Here is a 2,190-nt window from a genome sequence, read left to right as displayed (position 1 = left end):
GGGAATAATCTTCACCGTCAGGACACCGTCCTTAATGGTCTGGGGCGGCAGGATGGCCCGCGCCACCAGGGCGCCGTGGTCACGGTAATGGCGGGTCACGGCGTCCGTCATAGCCTGCAGCTCACCAAACGAGAGCGGACGGTTCAGCCAGGGGGCCACCACCTTCTGCAGGGAAGCCTCCGTCACGCGGTGCGTTCCCGGGACCGGCGCCATCCCGGTAAAGGTCACCGCCTTCAGGGTGACGCGGGCGGTACTTTCCGGCGCACGGGCACTGCCGTGTTCACCGGCCGGAAGGGAGATGGACGGCGCCACGGGAGCCGGCGGTACGGTCCGGTCCTGCTGGCGGAGCTGGTTGTTCAGCTGACCGGCCCCGGTGGGCGGGGGAAGAAAGGCAGCCATGGCTGTGCCGCCATACATGCTCACGCCCAGCGCGACCAGTAGTGAAAGCGGAGAAAAGCTCAGACCGGAAAGACCGAAGACCGGACGTGGAGTGAGATATTTCATAAAATCAGCTCGCGTTATTGAAGAAAATAAATGAATGTCAGCATCACAGGCACCACGCAATAAATTCATTCCCGGAAAGATGAATAAACAGCGTCATCACAAGCTCCATGAAAGGAAACCAAAAATACGCACGCACACCACACTGATAAAACATCATGCTGCAGCGTATTACTGATGCCGTGGCATCTTTCGCCATATATCACAAATATAATATTAATATAACAGATCTTTTATTAATAAATGTATTGAGGTACAAGATGTCAACCAATAAAAGAAAGCGGGAGCGCTTAACCCTGTGTGAAAACAGAATAAAAGAACAGCAAAATAATACCCATTGTTATTTAATATTATAACTCCTGGTTTTTTTGCAAAAAACATAATGAGGAGGCACGTAATGATAAAACAACGGCGGATATAAAGTAACAATAAGAAAATAACAAAGGAATATCTTAAATTATTTTATATCTGCAAGGTGACATCCCCTGAGACCCGAAAGGGGCAATCCTACACTTCTGTAAACCACATTACTTCCACCCCGGGTAATGAGTAAACGCACATAACTACATACCACAGCAGCGACTTTTCCCACCATCCGCAGTAACCGACTCCTTATCCGGACCCCGCGCAGAAAAATCAAATAAAAATCATATTCATTGTCATAATGTAAATACATATCACTATAATGTTTTATGCTGTTTCTATTGATTTCTGGTGACATCCATAAAATCAGTCGGTAATATGATAACTAAAGTTACTTTCAATTATTAATCTGAATTATGATTAAATTATTCGATCTTATCGATCTGTTTAATTTTATTTAAGATTAATCTCATCTGTGTCCTAATATCCTCAGGTTGTACAGGGGAACTTAATACCCTTTATTATTGTCTGAAGAACCTTTGCCCTTTCCCGTACAACCTTTCGTTATCACTCCCTGTAACATGCCCGTCGTTTGTGCGGCTGCTTGTCAGGGTTATCTCTGAATTCTGAATATCATTAAGGGTTAGCCATGATCAGAAAAACGCTTATTGCCGCAGCAACCGTTGCAGCTGTTATGAGTTCTGCATCCGTATTTGCAGTCGATCCCTCTCCCACCAGTACCGGCAAATTCGGTGGCGGAACTATTACCTTTACAGGTTCTGTTACCGAAGCACCATGTTCTATTCCTGCCGGAGAAGCAAATCAGAATATCGACCTGGGAACCGTGTCAAATAAAGTCCTGGGCACATCTTCTTTATCCGGGAGTACGCCAGTTCCTGTTAAAATCAATCTTAAAAATTGTGACTTAGGGGAGGCTTCTACATACCACAAAGCATCCCTTAAATTTCTGGATGACGGTAATTTATCAGCAACAGGCAAGGTTAAAGGTCTTCTGAACACCACAGGTTCAAAAGATGTCGCAGTTCAGTTACTTGACAGAACAGGTACCAGTCCAATCGATTTTACATCGGACGTCACGATGAAGCCGGGAACCGAAGTGTCTATTGCTACCGGAACTGATTCGACTATCGTTTTCATGGCTCATATTAAGGGGACATCTGGTACGGCTGTGACGCCACCTCCCGGGGATATAAAAGCACAGGTTTCTTACCAGCTGGATTATCACTGACAGAGTGCAGACAGGCTTAATTGTAGTTTTGCCTGTCTGTATTACAGATGGTATTGCGAAATAATCCACTTTCCGGA

General features: G+C 45.9%; 2 protein-coding genes. One reads left to right on the top strand and one right to left on the bottom strand.

Annotated elements, in window-relative coordinates:
• Nucleotides 1–573: POTRA domain-containing protein (locus HV477_RS27775; RefSeq protein WP_302675420.1), on the bottom strand; the 573-nt coding region annotated here is incomplete at its 3' end.
• Between the two features lie 940 nt (nucleotides 574–1,513).
• On the opposite strand from HV477_RS27775, the gene HV477_RS27770 reads away from it, so the two are divergent.
• Nucleotides 1,514–2,113, top strand: a complete 600-nt coding sequence (locus HV477_RS27770) for a fimbrial protein (protein ID WP_154715078.1) — start codon at nucleotides 1,514–1,516, stop codon at nucleotides 2,111–2,113.
• Nucleotides 2,114–2,190 lie beyond the last annotated feature (77 nt).

The sequence above is a fragment of the Salmonella sp. SG203 genome (genome assembly GCF_013350575.1).
Classification (GTDB): domain Bacteria; phylum Pseudomonadota; class Gammaproteobacteria; order Enterobacterales; family Enterobacteriaceae; genus Salmonella; species Salmonella enterica.
This window is presented reverse-complemented; position numbering and strand designations above follow the sequence as displayed.